Annotated in this window: 20 protein-coding genes; 10 read left to right on the forward strand and 10 right to left on the reverse strand. The window is 66.9% G+C overall.

The annotated features are described in order from the left end of the window. Window positions 1–48 precede the first annotated feature (48 nt). From SRAH_RS01930 to SRAH_RS01965, 8 genes are all read right to left on the reverse strand, one after another. Window positions 49–273 carry a hypothetical protein gene (locus SRAH_RS01930; RefSeq protein ID WP_029461670.1) on the reverse strand — a complete coding sequence of 75 codons (225 nt, stop codon included), beginning with the start codon at window positions 271–273 and terminating at the stop codon, window positions 49–51. 121 nt (window positions 274–394) lie between these two features. Then, window positions 395–2,083 (reverse strand): electron transfer flavoprotein-ubiquinone oxidoreductase, encoded by a 1,689-nt coding sequence (locus SRAH_RS01935; RefSeq protein ID WP_029461671.1) that lies wholly within the window; start codon window positions 2,081–2,083, stop codon window positions 395–397. 177 nt (window positions 2,084–2,260) lie between these two features. After that, entirely contained in the window at window positions 2,261–2,476 is a 216-nt protein-coding gene (locus tag SRAH_RS01940; protein ID WP_029461672.1) for a hypothetical protein, read from the reverse strand. A gap of 110 nt (window positions 2,477–2,586) precedes the next feature. Further along, on the reverse strand, window positions 2,587–2,733 hold the full coding sequence (locus SRAH_RS12540; protein WP_149028906.1) for a lmo0937 family membrane protein: 147 nt from the start codon (window positions 2,731–2,733) through the stop codon (window positions 2,587–2,589). Between the two features lie 102 nt (window positions 2,734–2,835). Beyond that, complete coding sequence (locus tag SRAH_RS01950; protein ID WP_029461673.1) at window positions 2,836–3,051, reverse strand: YMGG-like glycine zipper-containing protein; 216 nt, start codon at window positions 3,049–3,051, stop codon at window positions 2,836–2,838. A 167-nt stretch (window positions 3,052–3,218) separates the two neighbouring features. Next, entirely contained in the window at window positions 3,219–3,974 is a 756-nt protein-coding gene (locus SRAH_RS01955) for a Crp/Fnr family transcriptional regulator (RefSeq protein ID WP_045475837.1), read from the reverse strand. 120 nt (window positions 3,975–4,094) lie between these two features. Beyond that, window positions 4,095–5,243 carry a cytochrome-c peroxidase gene (locus tag SRAH_RS01960; protein WP_082210028.1) on the reverse strand — a complete coding sequence of 383 codons (1,149 nt, stop codon included), beginning with the start codon at window positions 5,241–5,243 and terminating at the stop codon, window positions 4,095–4,097. Window positions 5,244–5,358: 115 nt separating this feature from the next. Next, window positions 5,359–6,351 carry an NADPH:quinone oxidoreductase family protein gene (locus SRAH_RS01965; RefSeq protein WP_029461676.1) on the reverse strand — a complete coding sequence of 331 codons (993 nt, stop codon included), beginning with the start codon at window positions 6,349–6,351 and terminating at the stop codon, window positions 5,359–5,361. Window positions 6,352–6,452: 101 nt separating this feature from the next. Between SRAH_RS01965 and surE the strand changes: the two genes are divergently transcribed. The 4 genes from surE to rlmD all read left to right on the forward strand — a co-directional run bounded on the left by surE (window position 6,453) and on the right by rlmD (window position 10,761). Beyond that, window positions 6,453–7,316, forward strand: coding sequence for a 5'/3'-nucleotidase SurE (gene surE, locus SRAH_RS01970; protein ID WP_082210014.1), 864 nt, complete (start codon window positions 6,453–6,455; stop codon window positions 7,314–7,316). Further along, complete coding sequence (locus SRAH_RS01975) at window positions 7,313–8,161, forward strand: protein-L-isoaspartate(D-aspartate) O-methyltransferase (RefSeq protein ID WP_045475839.1); 849 nt, start codon at window positions 7,313–7,315, stop codon at window positions 8,159–8,161. Before surE ends, SRAH_RS01975 begins: the two co-directional genes overlap by 4 nt. A 102-nt stretch (window positions 8,162–8,263) precedes the next feature. Further along, window positions 8,264–9,202 carry a peptidoglycan DD-metalloendopeptidase family protein gene (locus SRAH_RS01980; protein WP_232840965.1) on the forward strand — a complete coding sequence of 313 codons (939 nt, stop codon included), beginning with the start codon at window positions 8,264–8,266 and terminating at the stop codon, window positions 9,200–9,202. Then, entirely contained in the window at window positions 9,202–10,761 is a 1,560-nt protein-coding gene (gene rlmD / locus SRAH_RS01985; protein WP_082210016.1) for a 23S rRNA (uracil(1939)-C(5))-methyltransferase RlmD, read from the forward strand. The genes SRAH_RS01980 and rlmD overlap by 1 nt, the downstream gene beginning before the upstream one ends. A 63-nt stretch (window positions 10,762–10,824) precedes the next feature. Here the strand turns inward: rlmD and SRAH_RS12830 are convergent, their stop codons facing one another. After that, entirely contained in the window at window positions 10,825–11,442 is a 618-nt protein-coding gene (locus tag SRAH_RS12830; protein WP_197537842.1) for a hypothetical protein, read from the reverse strand. A 108-nt stretch (window positions 11,443–11,550) separates the two neighbouring features. After that, complete coding sequence (locus SRAH_RS02000; protein WP_029461681.1) at window positions 11,551–12,240, reverse strand: Bax inhibitor-1 family protein; 690 nt, start codon at window positions 12,238–12,240, stop codon at window positions 11,551–11,553. A 124-nt stretch (window positions 12,241–12,364) separates the two neighbouring features. On the opposite strand from SRAH_RS02000, the gene SRAH_RS02005 reads away from it, so the two are divergent. The 6 genes from SRAH_RS02005 to SRAH_RS02030 all read left to right on the forward strand — a co-directional run bounded on the left by SRAH_RS02005 (window position 12,365) and on the right by SRAH_RS02030 (window position 18,771). Beyond that, a complete protein-coding gene (locus SRAH_RS02005; protein WP_029461682.1) occupies window positions 12,365–12,772 on the forward strand; it encodes a GlcG/HbpS family heme-binding protein in 408 nt (135 codons plus the stop codon). Between the two features lie 18 nt (window positions 12,773–12,790). Next, window positions 12,791–13,237 (forward strand): nickel-responsive transcriptional regulator NikR, encoded by a 447-nt coding sequence (nikR, locus tag SRAH_RS02010; RefSeq protein WP_045475844.1) that lies wholly within the window; start codon window positions 12,791–12,793, stop codon window positions 13,235–13,237. 182 nt (window positions 13,238–13,419) lie between these two features. Continuing rightward, window positions 13,420–15,495, forward strand: a complete 2,076-nt coding sequence (locus SRAH_RS02015; protein WP_171816016.1) for a TonB-dependent receptor — start codon at window positions 13,420–13,422, stop codon at window positions 15,493–15,495. Further along, entirely contained in the window at window positions 15,495–16,280 is a 786-nt protein-coding gene (locus SRAH_RS02020) for a DUF4198 domain-containing protein (protein WP_045475846.1), read from the forward strand. The genes SRAH_RS02015 and SRAH_RS02020 overlap by 1 nt, the downstream gene beginning before the upstream one ends. Next, complete coding sequence (locus SRAH_RS02025) at window positions 16,277–17,827, forward strand: ABC transporter substrate-binding protein (RefSeq protein WP_029461686.1); 1,551 nt, start codon at window positions 16,277–16,279, stop codon at window positions 17,825–17,827. The genes SRAH_RS02020 and SRAH_RS02025 overlap by 4 nt, the downstream gene beginning before the upstream one ends. Beyond that, window positions 17,827–18,771 carry an ABC transporter permease gene (locus SRAH_RS02030; protein WP_029461687.1) on the forward strand — a complete coding sequence of 315 codons (945 nt, stop codon included), beginning with the start codon at window positions 17,827–17,829 and terminating at the stop codon, window positions 18,769–18,771. The genes SRAH_RS02025 and SRAH_RS02030 overlap by 1 nt, the downstream gene beginning before the upstream one ends. The last annotated feature ends 3 nt before the right edge of the window (window positions 18,772–18,774 follow it).

Genomic DNA, 18,774 nt, shown 5'->3' on the forward strand with positions numbered 1-18,774 from the left:
CGAATCGCAAAATCCGGCCCATGGCTGGAGCTTGCTTGTGAAGGTGCCTCAGTCGGCTTCGCCTTCAAGGTCGTCGGCCTCATCGACGATGGCCTGGGCCGCGAGGAAGTATTTGTTGGTGGCCAGATCGCGCACGGTCTTGATGCCAAAAGCCGCTTCCAGCTTTTGGGCGTCGGCAGCCGAGACGCCATGCAGCGCATCGACCGGGGCGTCGGCCACTTCGGCCAAGGGCAGGCCTTTGTAGGCCTTGTCCAAAACTTTAGAGAAATCCATGCTTGCTCCTGAGGGTTGAAAAACAATGAGGGGGTTGACCGATTGCGCCGGGGTTGGGTTCCCCAAGGGGCGCTCCAACCCAAGCTGTTGCGTACCCTAACACAGGATTTTTACGCCCTTATCACATCCCCGCGTAATTTGGTCCGCCGCCGCCCTCGGGCGTGACCCAGACGATGTTTTGCGTCGGGTCTTTGATGTCGCAGGTCTTGCAGTGCACGCAGTTTTGGGCGTTGATCTGCAGCCGCTGGCCGCCGCCCTCGGCATCGACAAACTCATACACCCCGGCCGGGCAGTAGCGGCTCTCGGGCCCGGCGTAGCGCGCCAGGTTGGTCTGCACCGGCACGCTGGCGTCGCGCAGCGTCAGGTGCGCGGGCTGGTGCTCGTTGTGGTTGGTGTTGCTCACAAACACGCTGGAGAGGCGGTCGAAAGTGAGCTTGCCGTCGGGCTTGGGGTAGTCGATGCGCGCGCACTCGGCCGCCGGGCGCAAATAACCGTGGTCGGGGGCATGGCGGTGCAGCGTCCAGGGCGGGCGCTTGAGGCCGATTTTGGGCAGCAGCCAGTGCTCGACGCCGGTCATGAGCGCGCCCACGGTGTTGCCTTTTTTGAACCAGCTTTTGAAGTTGCGCGATTCATCCAGTTCTTGGTGGAGCCAGCTTTGCTCAAAGGCGGCCGGGTAGGCGCTCAGTTCGTCGCCGCTGCGGCCAGCCTGCACGGCCTCAAAGGCGGCCTCGGCGCACAACATGCCGGTTTTGAGGGCGGCGTGGCTGCCCTTGATGCGCGCCGTGTTCAGGTACCCCGCTTCACAGCCCACCAAGGCACCGCCGGGAAACACCGTTTTGGGCAGGCTCAGCAGGCCACCGGCAGTGATGGCGCGCGCGCCGTAGCCGATGCGCTTGCCGCCCTGGATGTGGGCGCAGATGCTGGGATGGGTTTTCCAGCGCTGCATTTCCTCGAAGGGGCTCAGCCACGGGTTGGCGTAATCGAGCCCCACCACGAAGCCCAGCGTGACCCTGTTGCCCTCTAGGTGGTACAAAAATCCGCCGCCATAGGTGCGGCTGTCGAGCGGCCAGCCGGCGGTGTGCACCACCAGGCCCGGTTTGGCCTGCGCGGGCGGGATTTCCCACAGCTCTTTGATGCCGATGCCGTAGGTTTGCGGGTCTTTGCCGGCGTCGAGCCCAAAGCGCTCGATCAACTGCTTGCCCAGGTGGCCGCGCGCACCTTCGGCAAACACGGTGTATTTGGCGTGCAGCTCCATGCCCAACTGGAAGTCTGGCCCCGGCTGCCCGTCTTTGCCCAGCCCCAGGTGGCCGGTGGCCACGCCCTTGACCGCGCCGGATTCGTGGTACAGCACCTCGGCGGCGGCAAAGCCGGGGAAAATCTCCACGCCCAGCGCCTCGGCCTGCTCGGCCAGCCACTTGCACACCGCCCCGAGGCTGATCACATAACAGCCTTGGTTGTGAAAATTGCGCGGCACCAGCCAGTCCGGCGTGCGCGTGGCTGATTTTTCCTTCAGGAATAGCACATCGTCGCCGCTCACAGGCTGGTGCAGCGGGGCGCCGCGCTCTTTCCAGTCGGGCAGCAGCTCGTTTAGGGCGCGCGGGTCCATCACCGCGCCCGACAAAATGTGCGCGCCGGGCTCGGAGCCCTTTTCCAGCACGCACACGCTCAGATCGGCCCCCTTTTCGGCTGCCAGTTGCTTGAGGCGGATGGCGCAGGCCAGCCCGGCTGGGCCGCCGCCGACGACGACCACGTCGTATTCCATGGCTTCGCGGGGGCCGTGTTGCTCCAATAGCGCTGAGGGAGTTTTCATGGGTGGATTGGACTGAGGGAGTGCGGGTGGGCTGGTCTCGAAACTTACGCTGAGCTTTCGCTCTGGCGGCCAATTGTAGGCCAGCGCTTGTCGACGCCACACAGCCCATGCCGCACACGTGCCACGCCTGCGGCACCGTGCCAGGCGGATGCCGATCGCCAGTCCTGCAGCCGCAGCCTACTTGATGCGCGCCAACACCAGCAATCCACCCACCACAATCGCCCCGATGCTGGCCCAAATGGGAATGTTCACGGTCTGCTTGTCTTGCACCGTCAGTCCGATCGGCCCCAGCACGGCCTGATGCGTCTCTTGGGTGTAGGTGAAGCCGCCATACAGCAGGCCGAGGGCACCCGCCACGATCAAGGCGAAACCCAGTATTTTGATTGCATTAATCATTTTTCACCTATTGAAGCAGGATGCATGGGGCCCGCGTTGGCACGCGCACCCAGTGCGGCTCACCCCGATCCGGCTGCGCCTCTGAGCACAGCACGGGTGGAGAGTGGTTAAAGGCGGCGACCCTGGATCACGCGCAGCAGGATCACGATGATCGCGATCACCAGCAGGAGGTGGATCAGGCCGCCCAAGGTGTGCGCGGTTACCAGGCCCAGCAGCCAGAGGATGCCCAAAACGATTGCAATGGTGTACAACATGTCGCGTTCCTTAAGCTTGTCGTTGGAGCGCCAGGCGCTCGGATGGTCGCGGTGCCTGCCGGCCTTGCATCGCCGTCTTGGCGTGGTGCGCAGCGGCCAACATCATCTCCCCACTTCGTGGCCGATGACGCCGCCGACCGCTGCGCCACCCACGGTGCCGAGTGGGCTACCGCCCGTCAGGATGGCGCCGCCGATCGCACCCGCCCCGGCACCGATGACGGTGCTTCTTTCTTGCGACGACAGGCCGGTGCAACCGCTCAAGCCCAGCAGCAGGGTGGTGGCGGCCGTGGCGATGGCAAATTTTTGTAGGATTTTCATGAGGATTCCTTGATGAGGCAAACGCGGATCGGGCCAAAGGCAGGGCGCCTGAGCAAGATGCAGAGGGTGCCTGCATGCTGGTTCCGATGCACCAAGAATAGGGCCGGCCCGCATGGCTGTCTGTCTGCTGGCGCACATAGGCTGCGTGCAGGTGGCGCCGCACGGCGTTATTTCGATGCGGCGTCTGTTGGGGTGTCGTTGCCATCCTGCCGGTAGCGCACATCGCACAGCAGGCGCTCGAGTTCGGTCTTCACCACGGCATAGCACTCGCAGGCGCGGGCCTCCAGCCCGGCACGGTCCTGCACCGCAATGTGCCCGCGGCGGTAGCTGATCACGCCCGCACGCTGTAGCCGGCCAGCCGCCTCGGTGATGCCTTCGCGGCGCACGCCCAGCATGTGGGCGATCAGCTCTTGCGTCATAAGCAACTGGTTCGACGGCAGGCGGTCGAGCGTCAGCAGCAGCCAGCGGCACAGTTGCTGCTCCACCGAGTGGTGGCGCGTGCAGACCGTGGTTTGTGCCATTTGCGTCATCAGCGCCTGGGTGTAGCGCAGCAGCAAGCGCTGGAACAGGCCGGCGCGCTTGAATTCCTGCCGCAGCGTGGCAGACGCCATGCGGTAGGCCTGGCCCGCAGTCTGCACCACGGCCGAGCTGGACGTGGTGTCGCCACCCATGAACAGCGAGACGCCAACCACGCCTTCATTGCCCACGCCGGCCGATTCGGCCGAGGCGCCGGATGCCATCACGTAGTGCAGCGAGACAATGGCGCTGGTCGGAAAGTAGGCGTGTTGGAGTTGGCTGCCGGGTTGGTAGAGCGTGTCGCCGACTGCCAGCTCGACCCGTTCCAGATGCGCCAGCAGGGGCTCAAATTCTGCCGCAGGAAGGGCGGCGAGCAAGTGGTTCTGGCTGGGGTGCGACGTTGTCATGGGGGCAGGCGCAACTTTATACGAAATGCGGCCTGCCCCATGAAAAAAGCCACCGCAAGGGGCTGCGGTGGCTTTGCAAGTGGCCTGCACACCCAGTGGGTGCGCACGGCCAGCCTCAACTCAGTTGAAGGGGTTGGGCCGCGGGGTGCGGTCCGACGATGGCGGCAGATGCGGAATGGTGAAGGTGGGTTGGTCGCCGGTCAGGGTTTTCAGGAAGGCCACGATCTGCGCGTTTTCTTGGTCGCTAAAGCGCCGCCCGAGTTGCAGCCGCCCCATCACATCGACGGCTTGCGTCAGGGTGTTGGCGGCACCGTCGTGGAAGTAGGGGTAGGTCATGTCCACGTTGCGCAGCGTCGGCACCTTGAAGTTGAAGCGGTCGGCGTCTTTGCCGGTGACGGCGGCGCGGCCCACCGCGCTGGCACCGGCCAGGCTGTGGTAGGGCTCGACCACGCCCATTTTCTGGAAGGCGTTGCCGCCCAAGTTCACGCCGTTGTGGCAGGCCATGCAACCGGCTTGGTTGAACAGGCGGTAGCCGGCCAGCTCGTTGGCGTTGAGCGCGGTGGTGTCGCCCTGCAGCCAGCGGTCAAAGCGCGAGTTGGGCGTGAGCAGGGTTTTTTGGAACTCGGCCAAGGTGGCGGTGACCTGGTCCATGGTGATGCGCTCTTGCCCGAACACCAGCCGGAATTGGCGCACGTACTCGGGGATCGACTCCAGCATGTCGATGGCCAGCTCGTGGGTGAACGCCATTTCGGCCGGGTTGGCGATCGGGCCACCGGCTTGGGCCTGCAGGTTGGCGGCGCGGCCGTCCCAGAACTGCGCGATGTTGAGCGCGGCGTTGAACACGGTGGGCGAGTTCAGCGTGCCGGCTTGCCAGCGGTCGCCGATGGAGACGCGCAGGTTGTCGGAGCCGCCGCGGCTGACGTTGTGGCAGGAGTTGCAGGAGATGAAGCCCGAGCGCGACAGGCGCGGCTCGAAGAACATCATCTTGCCCAAGTTGGCCTTGCCGATGTTAATGCTCTGTGGAGGGGTGATCGGGGCAAAGAGGTGGCGAAACGGGTCGTCCGCTCCCGCCGGCGCGGGCGGAATGGGGGGCACTGCCGCCCGAGTGGCCGCAGGGGCCGCAGCCGGGGCGGCGCCGCGCGCGGCCGCAGCGGCAGGGGCTGCAGTGGGGGTGGCGGCGGGCCCGCTGCGCGCTGGCGCAGGGGACGAGGCAACGGCATAGCCTGCAGCGGCAAGCGCTACGGCAGCGGCGATGGCTTTGATCTTCATGGAGCACTCTCCTTCGGGGTTGGTAAACATTTGTTACATCCAATGTAAACCCCGAAGGAACCAAAAACATTGACCTAGATCAAGGCGGCCGCCGAATTGGGCCGGGTACAACAGCTCAATCAGGGTTGAGCAGCACCAGTTTGCCCATGACCTGGCGCCGGCCCATCAGCGCCAGCGCCTGCGGCAGTTCGCTCATGGGCAGGGTGCGGTCGATGACCGGCTTGATCCGGCCTTGCGCCATCCACTGCACCAGGGTTTGCAGCATGGCGGCGTTGGCTTGGGGTTCGCGTTTGGCGTACTCGCCCCAGAACACGCCCACCACCGAAGCCCCTTTGAGCAGCGGCAGGTTCAGCGGCAGGCTCGGAATCGGGCCAGCGGCAAAGCCGATCACCAGGTAGCGGCCACGCCAAGCGATCGAGCGCAGCGCCGGTTCGGCCAGATCGCCCCCGACCGGGTCGTAAATCACGTCGGGCCCTCGGCCGCCGCAGGCGGCTTTGATGGCCTCGCGCAAGCTGCCCTCGGGTCGGTGCACGCTGTAGTCGATGGTCTGGTGCGCCCCCACTTGCTGGCACAGGGCACACTTTTCGGCACTGGAGGCGGCGGCCACTACCGTGGCACCGGCTTGGCGAGCGATTTGTATGGCCGCCGTGCCCACCCCGCCCGCTGCCCCCAGCACCAGCACCGTTTCGCCGGCCTGCAGGGCAGCCCGGTCGAGCAGGGCGTGGTAGGAGGTGGCGTAGGTCATGATGAAGGCGGCGGCGTCGCTCAGGGCCAAGCCGGGGGGCAGTGGCAGGCACAGCGCCGCCGGGGCCAGCGTGTGGGTGGCAAAGCCGCCGGTGCCGCTCAGGCAGGCCACTGCCTGACCCACTTGCAGGTGCGTCACCCCCGCACCCACGGCGCGCACGATGCCGGCGTACTCGGCCCCCGGCACAAAGGGCGGGGTGGGTTTGAGCTGGTATTTGTTCTGGACGATCAGCAGGTCGGGGAAGTTCAGGCTGGCGGCCCGAATTTCGATCAGCACCTGCCCGGCTTGCGCTTGCGGGGTGGGCTGCTCTTGCCAGCGCAGGGCGTCGATGCCGGTCGGGTTCTCGCAAATCCAGGCGTGCATGCTCGTCTCCTCAAGGGGTTGGGGTGCGGTCATCATAGGTTTGGCGGCGCGCAGGCAGCGGGCCGCGCTGTCTCGGCAGCGACGGCCTACAATCCTGCGCAATGAAGATCCTTTTGTCCAACGACGACGGTTATCAGGCGGCGGGCATCGTGGCCCTGTACGAGGCCCTGCGCGAGGTTGCCAGTGTCGAGGTGGTGGCGCCCGAGCACAACAACAGCGCCAAGTCGAACGCGCTCACCTTGCACTCGCCGCTCTACGTGCACACGGCCCCCAACGGCTTTCGCTACGTCAACGGCACCCCGGCCGACTGCGTGCACATTGCGCTTACTGGGCTGCTGGGCTACACGCCCGATCTGGTGGTGTCGGGCATCAACAACGGCGCCAACATGGGCGACGACACGATCTACTCCGGCACCGTCGGGGCGGCCATGGAGGGCTATTTGTTTGGCATCCCGGCCATTGCCTTTTCGCAAACCGAAAAGGGCTGGCGGCACCTGGACGCGGCGGCCGCCAAGGCGCAGGAGCTGGTGCGGCACCTGCTGCCCTCGGTGCAAGCCGCAGCGCAGCCGCGCACGGCCGAGCACCCACACCCGGCCGAGCCGTGGCTGCTCAACGTCAACGTGCCCTGCCTGCCTTTGAACGCCTTGCGCGGCTTCAAGGTGGTGCGGCTGGGGCGGCGCCACGCGGCCGAGCGCGTGATCACCCAAGTCAACCCACGCGGCGACACCATGTACTGGATCGGCAGCGCCGGCCCGGCCAAGGACGATTCCGAAGGCACCGATTTTCATGCCGCCGAGCACGGTTTTGTTGCCGTGACACCGCTGCAGGTGGATTTGACCGACCACGCACGCCTGGCCTACTGGGGCCAGTCGGTGGCGCAGTGGTCGCGCGCCCCCCGCCCGCAGGCCTCTGAGGCCCAGCCGGAGGCGGTGCCCGGACCCCCAGCGGAGCCCGCCCAGCCATGAACCGCCCCAAGCCCGCAGCGGCTCCGGCAGCGGCGGGCGCCAAGCTCCCGGGCACACGCCCGGCCTTTCCGGCGCAGATACCGGGTTTGCGGCCCCCCCAGCCTGCGGCACGCGGCGCGGCAGCAGCCCAAGCGGCCAAGTCGCTTGGTTCGGGCGGGGCGGGTGGGTTGGTCGGGGCCTTGGCTGCACCCCGGGGCAGTGGGCTGGATTCCGAGGCGGTGCGGCTGGCGCTGGTGCGCCGGCTGGTGGCGCAAGGCCTGCAGCACCCGGCGGTGGAGCGTGCCATGGCCACGGTGGAGCGGCACCGCTTCGTCGATACCGGGCTGGCCTCGCAAGCCTACGAAGACATCAGCCTGCCGATCGGGCTGGGGCAGACCATTTCGCAACCCACCACGGTGGCGCGCATGCTGGAGCTGCTGTGCGCAGGCCGAGCGCAGCCGCTGGGGCGGGTGCTGGAGATCGGCACCGGCTGCGGCTACCAGGCGGCGCTGCTAAGCCTGCTGTGCCGCGAGGTCTACAGCATTGAGCGCCTGCGCGGCCTGCACGAGCGCGCGCGCGACAACCTGCGCGAGCTGCGGCTGCCCAATCTGCACCTGATCCTGGGCGACGGCATGCTCGGCTACCCGGCCGGTGCGCCCTATGCCGGCATCGTCGCTGCTGCCGCCGGGCCAGAGTTGCCCGCTGTGTGGCAGGAGCAATTGGAAATCGGGGGTCGCTTGGTGGCGCCGACGGAACTCAGGCCGGGGCAACAGCATCTGGTGTTGATCGAGCGCACGGCCCAGGGTTGGAATCGGCAGGTGCTCGATGCGGTGCGCTTTGTCCCCCTAAAATCTGGGGTGGGCTGACTCTGTGCCGGCCGGATGGGATCATTGATGGGGTATCGAATGGATGCAAGGTTTGCGCCCAGTGGGGGGCAGGGTTTGGGTGGGTGCACCGCAGGCGCTGAATTGGGCTTGACCCAGGGGCGGGTTGGCCGCTCCTCGGCCCTTTGGGGCGGTTTGGCCCTGAGCGCCTTGCTGCTGCTGGGCTGCGCCGCACCGTCGCAGCAGCGGGCCCCGGTGACCGAGCGCAGCCCACAGCCCGCAGCCCGGGCCGCCGCCGCGCCTTTGCCACCCGGCGCAGAAAACGCCGGTCAGCCGGGCTTTTACACGGTGCGCCCCGGCGACACCCTGATCCGCATCGGCCTAGAAACAGGCCAAAGCTGGCGCGACATCGCCGCTTGGAACGGCATCACAAACCCAGACCGGATCGAAGTCGGGCAGGTGCTGCGCGTGGCGCCGCCCGAAACCACAGTGGCTGCGCGCCCAGTGGCTGCGGCCCCGGTTGCCGCAGCGCCCGCAGGGGCGGCCCCAGCCCAAAGCGCGGCCGGCACCACGGCGGCACCGGTGGCCACCCCCAGCGTGCAAGGCCGTGCGCTGACCGACACCACCCCGCCAGCGGCAGCGCCCGAGCCAGCCCGTGCTGCGCCCGGCACCGCAGCGGCTGCGGCGGCCCCGGCCCCGGCAGCGGCAGCCGCCGACACCATCAGCCTGATCTGGCCGGCTGCCGGCCCAGTGATCGACGCCTTTGACGAGTCGCGCAACAAGGGCATCGGCATTGGTGGCCGCGCCGGCGACCCGGTGCTGGCGGCGGCGGCGGGCCGGGTGGTGTACGCCGGAGCCGGTCTGCGCGGTTATGGCAATCTGGTCATCATCAAGCACAACAACACCTTCCTTACTGCCTACGCGCACAACCAGGCGCTGCTGGTGCGCGAAGACCAGGTGGTGCGCCAAGGCCAACGCATCGCCGACATGGGCAGCAGCGACGCCGACCGCGTCAAGCTGCACTTTGAGGTGCGGCGCCAAGGGCGTCCGGTCGATCCGGCCACATTCTTGCCTCGGCGTTGATGGCCAGCACTGCAACTCCAGCGGCATGTTCCGAGCCTGTCAACGCTTCCGTTTGCACCGAGCCAGCCGCCTGCCCTGAAACGGTTGCCCTGCCGTGCGCCAGCCTGCCACCTGCGGGTTGGCTGCGCGTCGATGCCATGGACCTCGAGGCCCAAGGGGTGGCGCGGCGCGCCGATGGCAAGGTGGTGTTCATCGACGGCGCCCTGCCCACCGAATGGGTGAGCGCCCAGACGCGGCGCAGCAAAAACCAGTGGGAACAGGCCGATCTGAGCGCGATACACCGCGAATCGGCCTTGCGCGTGCAACCGCGTTGCCCGCACTTTGGCCTGCACGCCGGGGCTTGCGGGGGCTGCAAGATGCAGCACCTGGATGCGGCGGCCCAGGTGGCGGTTAAGCAGCGGGTGCTGGAAGACAACCTCTGGCACCTGGCCAAGGTACGCCCTGACTCGATCCTGCCTGCCATTGCGGGCCCGGCCTGGGGCTACCGCTACCGGGCCCGGCTGTCGGTGCGCTACGTGCACAAAAAGGGGCAGGTGCTGATCGGCTTTCACGAACGCAAGAGCCGCTATGTGGCCGATATGCGCGTCTGCCCGGTGTTGCCGCCGCATGTGAGTGCGCTGCTGCTGCCGCTGCGCGAACTCTTTGGCAGCATGGACGCGCGCGAGACCTGTCCGCAGATCGAACTGGCGGTGGGCGATGCGGTGACGGCACTGGTGCTGCGCCACTTGCACCCCTTGAGCGAAGCCGATTGCGCCCGCTTGCGCGCCTTTGCGCAAAGCCACAGCAGCGCCGAGGCCCCGATCCAGTGGTGGTTGCAGCCCAAAGGCCCCGACACCGCGCACTTGCTGGATGCTGGCGCGGGGCAGCCCTGCCTAGACTATGCCCTGAGCGAGTTCGGGCTGCGCATGCCTTTTAGGCCGACCGACTTCACCCAAGTCAACCCCCACATCAACCGGGTGCTGGTGGGGCGTGCGGTGCGATTGCTGGCGCCACAAGCCCACGAGCGCGTGATCGACTGGTTCTGTGGCCTGGGCAACTTCACCCTGCCTTTGGCGACCCGGGCGCGTGAGGTGCTGGGCATCGAGGGCAGCGCATCCTTGGTGGCGCGGGCCCAGGACAACTGGGCCGAGAACCAGCGCCAACGCGGCGGGCTGGCGCCAACGCGGTTTGAGGTGCGCAACCTGTTTGAGATCACGCCGCAGCAGTTGTGCGCCGATGGGCTGGCCGACAAGTGGCTGGTGGACCCACCGCGAGAGGGTGCTTTTGCGCTGATCAAGGCGCTGGCCGATTGGCAGCAGGCCCAAGGTGGCCACGGCGGCCAAGAGGGCCAAGGCGGCCTAGAGGGCGCTCCCCAGGCCGCAACACTTGGCACGACGGATTGGCGCCCCCCGCAGCGCATCGTTTACGTAAGCTGCAACCCGGCCACGCTGGCGCGCGATGCTGGGCTGCTGGTGCACCAGGCCGGCTACCGCTGCGCAGCGGCGGGGGTGGTGAACATGTTCGCGCACACGGCGCATGTGGAGAGCATGGCGGTGTTCGAGCGGGCCGACGCAAGCTAACCCGCTGCCCAAGCCTTTGCTGCGGCCAGAGCAGCCCTTGCGCCGACTGTTGCCAATGGCGCGCTAGCGTGCGGGCGCTGGGGCGGGCGCCGTGGGAGCGGCTGCTGGAGCAGGGGTTGCCAAGCCCGGACGCGGGGGCAGCGGCACCGTGCCCGGCGTGGCCCCACCCGGAGGGGTGGCCGGCGCGGCAGGCCGTGGGGCTGGGGTGGCCGCCGGTGCGGCGGGAGTGGCCGGGGTCGGGGCGGGTGCCCCTGCGGCACGGGGGGTGGTAGCTGGGGCGGCCGGTGTGGCCGCCGGCGTTGGGGCCGTTGGGGCGGGTGCTGCCACCACTCCGGCCGGCGACACTGGCAACACCTGCTCCGTCGGGGCCGCTGCGGCCGGTGCAGGCTGCTGCGGCATGCCTTGGATGTCGTTGTCGCGCATGTGCTGGTCCATCTCGCGCCAGCCTTCAAACATCTCGGCCCTGGACATGCGCGGGTTCGAGGCAAAACAATCCTCGATGCTGCGCACCGCGTGGCGGCAAGCCGCGCCCACCGCCCGCGCCTCGGCTGCTTGGCGTTGGGTGGCCATGCCGGGGGTTTCCAGCCCCAGCATCTCGCAGCCGCTAAGCAGCAACAAAGCGGGCAGGGCAGCGAGCAGCCACCAGCGGGACAGGGGAAGGCTTGCAGGGCGGGAGGGCATGGTGAGGCTCATTGTGATTCAAAGCGCCGTGGGCGTGTCAAGAAAAAGGGGGGCGCAGGCCCCCCAGATTCATGTTTCAAGGCCGCACGATCGGGCCTTGGGGTCGGCTCACTCGTCGCCCATCAGGCCCAGCAAAATCAGCAGGCTCTGGAAGATGTTGAACAGGCTCAGGTAGATGCCCATGGTGGCCATGATGTAGTTGGTCTCGCCGCCATCGACGATGCGTTTCAGGTCCACCAGCAGCAGCGCGCTAAAGAGGCCAATGGCCATCGTGCTCAGTGCGGCCATCCAGATCGGGCTGCCCACGAAGATGTTGATCACCATGCCCACGATCAGCACCAGCACGCCCATGAACAGCCATTTGCCCAGGCCTTCAAGGTCGCGCTTGATCACGGTCGAGAGGCTGGACATGACGACAAACACCCCGGCGGTGCCGGCAAAGGCCGTCATCACCAGGCTGGTGCCGTTTTGCATGCCCAGCACCATCGCCAGCAGGCGCGACAGCATCAGGCCCATGAAGAAGGTGAAGGCCAGCAGCAGCGGCACCCCGAGCGCCGAATCTTTGGTCTTGTGGATGGCGTACATGAAGCCAAAGGCCCCAGCCAAAAACACCACTAGGCCCGTCATGCCGCCGAGTGAGGCGGTGATGCCGGTGGCTACCCCGACCCAAGCGCCCAGCACGGTGGGCAGCATGCTCAGGGCCAGCAGCCAATAGGTGTTGCGCAGCACCCGATTGCGCTGCTGTGCTGAAACGGTGGTGGAGCCAAAGCGGCCCCAAGATTGTGCGGGTTGGTTCATCTGGCAAAACTCCTTGTAAAGCCTAGAGCGGATTCTAGCGCCGGCGGGCCGATAATGTGCACCTGACCAAGCAGAGCCATCTTCAGCTTGCTGCTGATAGACACACCAACCCCAAGGAAAGTTCATGAAAACCAAACCCGTGCTCGAACTCACAGACATCAAGGCCATCGCCGCCGCCGCCGAAGCCGAGGCGCACAAAAATCACTGGGCCGTCACGATCGCCATCGTGGACGACGGCGGACACGCCTTGTGGTTGCAGCGCCTAGACGGCGCACCCGCCATTTCGGCGCAGATCGCCACCGCCAAGGCGCACACCGCCGCGCTCGGGCGGCGCGAAAGCAAGGCCTATGAGGACGTGATCAACCAAGGCCGCACCTCGTTTCTGAGCGCCCCGACCTTGCAAGGCATGCTCGAAGGCGGCGTGCCGATTTTCAAAGACGGGCAATGCCTGGGCGCGGTGGGGGTGAGCGGCGTCAAGTCGCCCGAAGACGCGCAGATCGCCAAGGCGGGCATCGCGGCGCTGGGGCTTTGAGTCCAGCAGCGCACAGCCATGAAACGCCTGACCATGTCGCTCGACGATGAGCTGGCCGAGGCCTTCGAGGCCTTGGTGCGCGAGCGTGGCTACGAAAACCGGTCCGAAGCCTTTCGCGACCTGCTGCGCCACGATTTGGGCAGTGTGCGCTTGCAGCAAAGCCCGGAGCAGCCCTGCGTGGCCATCCTGACTTATGTGTACGACCACCACCGGCGCCAGCTCTCAACGCGCCTGACCGATTTGCAACACGAGCACCACGAACTGACGGTCTCGACGATGCACGCCCACTTGGATCATGACCATTGTGTCGAGGCCGTGATCTTGCGTGGCCGCGCGGCGGCCGTGCGCGAATTTGCGCAGTCCGTCATCACCCAGCCGGGGGTCAGCCACGGTCAGTTGCATCTGGTGCCGATGACGCTGCACCACGATCACGGCCATCCGCACCTGGTGCCGGCCGCCATCTGACGGCCGGGTTGATGGCCCGTCCTTGCGGCCTAGGGTTTTTACGGGGTCAAAAACAGTTGCCGCCTTGCGCTGGTATGAGATAAGATTAAATCCTCATAATTCATACCATTTTGGGGCAAGGCATGGACTCTCAAACGTGGCGCTCGGTCAGGGCCGCCCGGTGCTGGTGCTTGGGGTTGAGCGTGGGGCTTGCTGCCAGCGCAGCAGCCACTGAGGCGCATGAACTCGAGCCGGTTTTGGTCACGGCTCCAGCCGAGCGCCGCACCGACGCGCTGGCGCTCGATCTGCCAACCGGCATGGGCAGCCGCTTGGGTTTGACGCCGCAGCAGACCCCGGCCGCGCTCTACCTGCTCACCAGCGAACAGATGCAGGAACGGGGCCAACGCAGCACGCAGGAGGCGCTCGAGAGCGCGCCCGGCGTGGTCAGTGGCCAGTGCTTTGGCTTTACTTGCGTCTCGCTGCGCGGTTTCTCCGGTGCTCTGCAGACCCCCTTCCTGTTCGACGGCCTGCGCTACCCTGGTTTGGCGATGTCGCCGCGCGGCACTTTTGTCTATGACCGCATCGAGGTCATCAAGGGCCCCTCGTCGGTGCTGCACGGCCTGGGTTCGGTGGCCGGGGCGGTCAATTTCGTCACCAGGCCGGCCGATGGCCAAGAAGAGCGCCAATTGCTGCTTGCCACCGACAGTTGGCAGAACCACAACTTGGGGCTGGGTCTGGGTGGAGCTTGGTCGCCGGAGCTGGCGTACCGTTTTGATTTCAATGCCATCGAGGCCGAGCGCGGATCCTCGGGTTGGGTCGATCGCACCGCTTACCGCTACGTGCACGCGGTGGGGGAGCTGGCTTGGCGCATCAACCCCCGCTTGCGCCTGAGTCTGTCGGCGCAGAAGCTGAAAGACGAAGGCGAGTGGTATTTTGGCACCCCGCTGGTTGATGGTCGGCTCGACGAACGGGTGCGCGAGCGCAATTACAACGTCAGCGACAGCCACATGCGCAAACGGGCCGAATGGCTGCGCCTCAATCTGCATTACGACATCAGCTCGCAACTGCGCTTGCGCAACGAGACCTACGCCAACGAGGAGTGGCGCAGTTGGCGCAACGCCGAGGTGCATCGCTTCAACCCGCAGACCGGGCGGGTCGATTTGTCGGACTTTATGCACATCGTGCACGACCAAGCCTTGCTGGGCAACCGCACCGAACTGAGCGCCGAACACCCGCTGCTGGGGTTGCCCAACCGGTTCGTGCTCGGCTTTGACTGGTCGCGCAACCGACACCAGCGCGCCAGCAATACGCCCTTTGCGGCCCCTGCCGTCTCGGTTGATTTTTTCCATCCGCAGCCGCCGCCTTTTGTTAGCACCTCGCCTTTTTTGCCGGTGCGCCGCACCGTGCTCGATCAGCAAGCCTGGTTTGCCGAGAACCTGCTCTCGCTCACCGACACCTGGAGGCTGTCGCTGTCGGCGCGGCACGACCGCATCGACCTCGACTCCTATGATTTGCGCCTGGGCAGCCACTTCGATCGGCACTGGAGCGCCAATTCTTGGCGCGTCGGCACGTTGTGGGACCTGTCACCGGGTTTGACGCTCTACGCCCAGGTTGCGCGGGCCTTCGAGCCGCCGGCTCAGGTGGTGACGCTGACGCCGGCGCAGCGCCATTTCGACCTCACCCAAGCGCGCCAGACCGAGCTTGGCTTCAAGGGCCAGTTGCCCAACGGGCGCGGCGAAGTGACGCTGGCACTGTTTGACATCGTGCGCAACAACATCCTGACGCGCGACCCCATGCAACCCGGGCAGACGATTCAGATTGGGCAACAAAGCAGCCAGGGGATGGAGTTCGATCTGTTGTGGCGGCTCAGCCCGCACTTGACGCTGGGTCTCAATGGCACCCGGCTCAATGCGCAGTTTGATCGCTTCATCGAAAGCGTGGGCGGGGCGGCGGTGTCGCGCGCCGGTTTGCTGCCGCCCGATACGCCCGAGAGCGTCACCAAGCTGTATGCGCGCTGGCAAGCGTCCGACACCCTTCAACTGCACGCCAGCCTGCGCCATGTCGGGGCCCGCTCGGCCAATAATGCCAACACGGTCTGGCTACCCAGCTACACCACCATGAACCTCAGCCTGGCTTGGTGGGTCGGTCAGGGCGAGTGGGCGCTGCACTTGCGCAATGTGTTTGATGAGCGCTATCTGTCGCGCTCCTACGGCGGCGGGGCGCAGGCTTTGCTGGGCGAGCCACGCGCGCTCGAACTGTCTTACACGGTGCACTTCTGATGCGCCGCCTCCGGTCTTTGGGGCTGATGCTGCTGCTGTGCGCTGCGAGCGCGGCGCAGGCTCACGACACCTGGGTGCAGCCGCTGCCGCTGCGGCCGCTGCCGGCCCAGCCGCTGGTGTTGGAGTTGTCGGCCGGGCATGGTTTGCAGCCCTTGAGCGCGCCCAAAAAGCGGCGCCTGCGCAGCCTCGGGCTGATCGGCCGCCCGTGCCAGCCTGTGGCGTGGGTGCGCTTGCGCAATCGGGTGCGGGTGCGCTTCGGACTGACCGCACCGGGTCTGTCTTGCGCGGCCTTGAGCACGCGGGCCAGCCTGATTGAAATCCCCCCTGCCGGGGTCGATGCCTACTTGGCCGAGGTGCAGCCCGCTGCAACGGTGCTGCAAGCCTGGCAAGCCCAACGCGCCCGCGCCCAGCCGTGGCGGGAGCGCTATGCCAAAGACGCCAAGGCCTATTTTCGTGCCGGTGCGGGCGGCTTGCCTTGGAAAAAAGTTCGCGCAATCGGTCAAACGCTGGAAATCGTGGCCTTGCGCGACCCGACCCGGCTGCGCCTGCGCTCGAGCTTGCGCGTCGAACTGCGCCAGCACGGCCTGCCGGTGCCGGATGCGGCGTTGCGGCTGTTTGACCGCAAGGGCGAGCGGCTGCTGCGCACCGATGCCGCAGGTCGCGCAACCCTGGCGCTGCGCTGCCGAGGCCGCCAATTGATCGCCACCACCTTGCTGCAGCCACCGGCGCCTGTTGGCGCAGCGTGGAACAGCCGTTTTGCCACCCTGTCTTTCAGCGTCCCATGAACTTTGCCTTCACACGCCGCCAGTTGCTGGGAGTTACAGGGGCCACGGCGCTTGCTTGGCCTGCGCTGGCTCACGGTTTCGCGGGTTTGCGCGTGGCCGTCGGGCCAGACCGCTACAACGTCGATCCGCAGCGCTTCACCTTTACCGTGCGCGGCCCGCACGCACAGATCGCTGAAACCGGGGTGCGACCCGACGCACACTTTAGGCCCGCGCCGCTGCTGTTTGAGCGCTGGCAAGTGCGCCAAGGCCACTACCGCATCACCTTGCGCGCCAAGCTGCGACACCACGACGGCAGTGCCTTGGACAGCGATGCGGCCATCGCTGCCTTGCGCCAGGTCGGGCAGAGCCGGTCTGATTTTCTGCAAATCGACCCCGCCAGCCTGCGCCGCGTCGATGCACGCAACTTTGTATTCAGCTCGCGCACCGGATCAAACCTGGTGATCGAGAACATGTCGCACCGCGCCACCTCGCTGTTTTCGCAGCACAGCGACCGGCGCGTGGCACCGGCTGGCACCGGCCCATGGCGCTTCGTGCGCTACGAGCCCAACCGGGCCCTGGAACTGGTGCGCAACCCGCAGTACTGGGGGCCGCCTGCGGTGCAGGAACGCATGGTTTTCCAGTTTGTCCCCGACCCCATGGCGCGCCTGTTGGCGCTGGCGGCGGGCGAGGTCGATCTGATCGCCGAGGTGACGCCGCAAATGTTGTTGGCCCTGAACGACTCGATGCCGGTGCGCTTGCACGCCTCGCGCCCAGTGTCGTACTTGGCGCTGTTGGTGAACCTGCACGGCCAGCCGCCTTTTACCCGACTGGCTGACCCCAGGGTGCGGCGCGCGCTGGCGCTGAGCATCGACCGGGCCGCCGTGGCGCGGGTGCTGTATGCCGGCCGGGGCATTGCGGCGCGTGGTCTGCTGCCGGACTGGATGTTTGGTTTGGGCCCGCATGTGCAGGGTTTTGGCTACGACCTGGCCGAGGCCAGCCGCCTGCTCGATGCCGCCGGCTGGCTGCGCGGCCGCGACGGCCTGCGCACGCGCGCCGGCGAGGTGTTGCGGCTGCGCTTGGTGGCGGCTTTTCCCAATCTGGCTGCGGTGGCTCCCTTTCCCGAGTTGTTGCAACAGATGGTGCGCCAAGTCGGCATCGGGATCGACATCGTGGCAGTCGAGGACGACGCGCTCTACGGTCAACGCTTCCTGGAGCCGGGGGCGGGCGATCTGTTTCTGGAATTGGCCGGCAATACCAATCTGGACCCCACGTTTTTGCTCTACAACCTGTTTCACAGCCAAACGCCTTGGCGCGGCTACCGCCACATGGCTGCGGGCAAGGCGCTGGATGCCGCCCTCGATGAAGCGCGTCGCACCGATGACCCGCAGCAGCGCTTGGAGGCGGTGCGGCGTGCGCACCGCGCTGTCGTGGACGAAGCCATTGCAGCAATTGCGGTGCTGCACGTGCCGCAGTTTGTGCTCGCCCGTCCGGGGCTGGAGGTGCCGATGTTCGAGCACCGCGACTGGATCGACTACGGGGCGGTGCGCCCGTTGCTGGGGCGGGGCTGATGCGCCAATGGCTGTTGCGACGCTTGCTCGCGCTGCCGCTGCTGCTGCTGGCCATGTCGGTGCTGACATTTGCTTTGGTGGCGGCGGCCCCGGGCGACCCGGTGCTGACCGAAGCCTTGCGCCAAGGCATCGCGCTGACGCCCGAAAACCACGCCGCCTTGCAGCGCCAACTCGGGCTCGACGGCAGCTTGGCCGAGCGCTATGGGCGCTGGTTGAGCGCCACTTTATCGGGCGACTTGGGGCGCTCGATCGCCAGCGGGCGACCGGTGGCGCAAGAGCTCGGCGCCCACGCCGGGCCAACGCTGCTGCTGGCGGCAACCGCCTTTGCGCTGGCTGTGCCGCTGGCGCTGCTGGCAGGGCTGGCGGCGGCGCTGGTGCGCAGCGCCTGGGCGGCCGCTTGCTGGCGCGCCTTGGCGGTGCTGCTGGTTTCGCTGCCGGGTTATTGGCTGGCCTTGCTGGCCTTGTACCTGTTTGCCGTCCACTGGGGCCTGACGCGGGTGATTGGGCAGGCTGCGCCAGCCGACCTGTGGCTGCCCGCCGGGGTGTTGGCGCTGCTGATCGCGGCACCGGTGAGCCGCCTGATTCGGGATCGGGCCTTGCAGGTGATGAGCGAGGCCCCCTTTCGCCTGGCCCTCGCGCAGGGTTTGTCGCCCGCGTTGCTGGTGCTGACCCGCATCCTGCCGGGCACCTTGGTGCCGAGCATCAGCCTGTGGGCCAATGCCTTCGGGGCGCTGCTGGGCGGCGCGGTGGTGATCGAGACCGTGTTTGGCTGGCCTGGCCTTGGGCGTCTGGTGCTGCAAGCCATTGCCGAGCGCGATCTGCCCATTTTGCAAGCCTATTTGCTGCTGATGGGCGTGGTCTATGTGTGCGCCAATCTGCTCGCCGATGCCTTGGCAGCGTGGCTCGACCCGCGCATACGCGCCGGCATCGTGGGGCCGCAATGAGCC

The sequence above is a fragment of the Serpentinimonas barnesii genome, from assembly GCF_000696225.1.
Taxonomy (GTDB): Bacteria; Pseudomonadota; Gammaproteobacteria; order Burkholderiales; family Burkholderiaceae_C; genus Serpentinimonas; species Serpentinimonas barnesii.